Raw genomic sequence first — 4,044 nt, forward strand, 5'->3', positions numbered from 1 at the left:
TTCAATTGCTTACCTTTTCTTCATATATCTTGCATCCCTATATGTCCCGATCTTTTCGATTTTCTCTTCTTTAAGCATCTTACCTAGAACCAGTTCAATTGTCTTTACACTTACATCCGGAAGCTTTTCTTCTATATCCGCTTTTGATATCGGGGCTACTGCTCCCATAAGTACAGCTTCGACTCTTTCAGATTTTTTTGCTTTTTTCAGAGAAATATCCATGAAGGATTCATCCAGGTCCTTAAAGCATCTGTAAAGTATCTGCAGGAAATTTACTATGAAAAAAGTGTAGTCATTCTTATTTTCATGCCAGCCTGCAGATGACTGTTTAAGAGCTGCATAATAGCTCTCCTTATGTTTTTTTATCTGATTCTCCACAGATATGTATCTTCCAATATCATATCCTGCAATGTAGAGCATCAGTACGGTAAGAAGTCTTGAAACTCTCCCGTTTCCATCAAGAAATGGGTGTATACAGAGAAAATCTACTATGAAACATGGAATCATAAAAAGGACCGGTATCTCCATATCCTGCCTGGCATCATAGTAAGCCAAGAGAAGCTGCTCTATGGCTTTATCTGTTTCACTAGCCTTTACAGGAGTAAACCTGACCCTCCTGTATCCTTCCTCGTCATACTCCATTATAAGGTTGTCCCTTGTCTTAAAATGGCCCGCCTCTGCCGGATTTGCTGATTCTTCCATCATCCTGTGGAACATAAGGATCACATCCCTTGTCACATCAAGGTCCTCATGTTGTGTATGGATGAGACTTAGTGCATCCTTATATCCTGAGATCTCTTTTTCATCATGAGTGACAGGAACAGCACCTTCAACAAGGTCCTTTATCCTTTCCTCTGTAGTCACGATACCCTCGATCTCATTACTTCCTTTTACCGATTCTATTATTGCCTTCTTCCTCAGCTTATCAAATGTCTTTTCATACTGGAGTTTCCTTATCTGATTCCTGGCATTAAGATCAGAGATTATACCTACCGTACCAACTATATTCCCAGGTATCTCTTTCTTTAAAAAAGAATAATCAAACTTCCTCATATACATACCTCTTATAATTTACTACCTAAAATTTATCATTTATTAGGAAGTAAATCAATCCTGCAATCAAACATGGACAGTGTAAATTTACTGTCTTTATTGTTCGCCAAACTTGGCTATATCAATCATTAACGCTATAATGGTAGTTGGGTACTTAATTTCGACAATATTGGGGGAATAAAAAATGAATACTGAGGAAAAAGAATCCAGGCAGCTTTTAAGACTTAACAAGGAAGCTTCGAGAAAAAAGCCTCTTCACTATATTGGAGTAGCCATGATCCTGCTTACGATCATATATATCGTAGATGAGATCACTTCCAATATGAATGCTGCAATGCAGCCTTATGTTCTATTCGATCTGTTTAATATCTCATCAAGAAATGTTAATACACCTGAGTATACCAAAGCTTTTAATGTTGTTGCACCTATTCAGGTGTTCTCTAATCTGCTTCTTATCATAACGCCTTTTTATAAAGCTCTGTCCGATAAATACGGGCGAAAGCTCTTTCTTATGATCAATACGGTTGGAATGGGCATAGGTATGTGCATTGTAATGACATCGCAAAATGTTGCATGGTACATTCTGGGAATGCTTTTTATGATGTTTTTTACTCCAAACGATATGCAGGTTCTGTATATAATGGAGACAGCGCCCAAGCAAAAGCGCGCCACATATAGCTTTATAGCTAAGGGCATTGCGCTTGTAAGTGTATCGCTTATCGGCGTATTCTCAAGGATATTCCTTAATGACAATGAACCTTCAAGCTGGCGCCTTGTCTATGCGATCCCGGTAGTCTCTGCTATAGTGATTGGATTATTATCATATCTTTTCATGCATGAAACACCTGTATTTCTGGAACAGCGAATGGGATACCTATCTCTGACCAAAGATGAAAGAGAAAAGAAGCTAAGAGAAGATAAAGAAAAAGGCACTTCTGAAGAAGGCGGCGTTTTTAGAGCAATCCGTTTTATATTTACTAACAAGCAACTACGCTGGATCTTCATAGCAGGCTTTATCTTTTTTGCTACAACATTCTATACTTCTTACTATGCAACTGTACTTGAAGGAGCCATGTCTACAGATATGGTAGCAACTGCTCTTGTAATATATCCTTTCTTCAACGGGCTTGTTACAATATTAAGCGGATTCTTCTCAGATAAGCTTGGTCGTAAGAAGGTATGCCTGATACTAGGATCTGTTACGATAATAGGTCTTTTGATGTTCGTCCTCTCTTGCAGACTGGGGCTTGGACCTATTGCCGCAGGTATCGCATATGGCTGTTCTATAGGAGGACTGTGGTCAATGTCAGATACTCTGATCCTTACAATGCCTGCCGAATCTTCTCCTTCCGGTATGAGATCTTCTGTAATGGGCACCATATCTGTACTGATAGGTGCCGGTATGTTCCTGGGGCAGACAATCTTCATTGTATGTCAGAACTTCCTTCCCATGGATGTACTTTTCATGATCATATGTCTTCCGTTTATGGTTCTAAGTCTTATCATACTTATCACCAAGGTCAAAGAAACCAAAGATGCAGATCTTGATAATATCACAGCAGATACCTATAAATAATCTACGTCCTTTGCATGAACTCACAGAAAGCGCTTACCATCCGGCTTTCTGTGATAGCAAAGGCTATTTCAGGCGCTGTTGTTTTAATCATAAAAGCATAGTGATCTTCACTTGCTATAACATACATGTTGTCAGGAATATTCTCTGCTTGCACTTGTTTATAGTACTTATACGTCTTGGCATATAGTTCACTATTTTCAATATGCGCTTTCCATTCTTCAGGAGTGTATGTCATACCTGCTGCCCCAATAAGGCCGGCACATGGAAGGGGAACATTTACTTTACTGATATCAGGTTTTGTGAGTATCTCTGTATAAGTCTTTTTAGATGATAGCGATTCAAAAAAACCTCTGAACATTGTCCAATGAGCATAGATACTGCTCTGAGGAGCCCTGTCCTGCATACTTCTTGCAACCCACTGCGGCATTGTGATAAGGGTTGGTACTTTACCCATAAGCATAATATCAGCATCTACACTTGCCAGTTCTTGATGTACATTCCAAAATTCACCAGATCTTTGAGGCCCATATATTTCCATGAGCTTCTTGCTTCTATCAAATATTTCTTCATATTCTTTTACCAAAGCATTTACAGCTTTGGGATCGGTTATAAACTCGTTAAGCATTCCTTCTGTGTTCATGCCAACAGAGCCGGATACTACTGCGGCACATGAAGGCGCAATAAATAATGTTCTTTGCAATAGTCCGTCCCTTAGTTTTGGATAATAATAAGGTTCTATCATGCCTGTAGAATAGACAGGGATCCATTTGGCTACGGCTTCTAAAAGCTCGTTTATATCACGCCCTAAGTTGTGAATGATCTTAACCTTATTGCCTGCTCTTAATACCTTGGTGAATGCTTTGGCCCACCTTGCAGCAAAAGCCGGATCATTATAAAGCCATGCCATATCTTCATCTGAAAATAAAAGAAGTGTCATAGGCGCTTTATTACTTTTTAAAATGTGGTCAAAAAACTGTAAAACAGCTTCTCTCTTACCGGACGGGCCATAATAATATCTTTTGGTTTTAGATAAAACGAGTTCTTCATCATTGTCTAAAATACTTCTTGCAGAACCAGTTCCAAAGCTGTCTAAAATCCCCGGTATTCCGTATCTTATATTATCTCCATTACCTAAAAACCAGTTCTTTATAAGATATACTGCCCTTTGCTCATCCTGGGGCCACTTTGAAATATTCAGCTCTTTGCACATGGCATCCTGCTGATATCCCATACTTATATGTGAGGCAAAATAAGCGCTCATATCATCAAGAAACCCCGGATTTCTGGGAAGTTTCCTGGCACCATTTCTAAGACGACTTATATGAGAAGAGTCCACATGACATGCGGCTCCTAGAATATTGGCTCTTGTACCTGTAAGATTCATGATATAATCGAGCTTTTGAGCGAACATAATA

3 protein-coding genes are annotated in these 4,044 nt (G+C 39.0%); 1 reads left to right on the forward strand and 2 read right to left on the reverse strand.

Annotated elements, in window-relative coordinates:
- Positions 1-9 precede the first annotated feature (9 nt).
- Entirely contained in the window at positions 10-1,053 is a 1,044-nt protein-coding gene (locus K6G87_RS05195; RefSeq protein WP_296834703.1) for a Fic family protein, read from the reverse strand.
- Positions 1,054-1,237: 184 nt separating this feature from the next.
- Here K6G87_RS05195 and K6G87_RS05200 point away from each other — a divergent pair, with 184 nt between their 5' ends.
- Positions 1,238-2,629 (forward strand): MFS transporter, encoded by a 1,392-nt coding sequence (locus tag K6G87_RS05200; RefSeq protein WP_296834705.1) that lies wholly within the window; start codon positions 1,238-1,240, stop codon positions 2,627-2,629.
- A 1-nt stretch (position 2,630) separates the two neighbouring features.
- Here K6G87_RS05200 and K6G87_RS05205 read toward each other — a convergent pair.
- A partial coding sequence (locus K6G87_RS05205; RefSeq protein ID WP_296834707.1) for a hypothetical protein occupies positions 2,631-4,044 on the reverse strand: 1,414 nt, incomplete at its 5' end.

The sequence above is a fragment of the Butyrivibrio sp. genome (assembly GCF_024699075.1).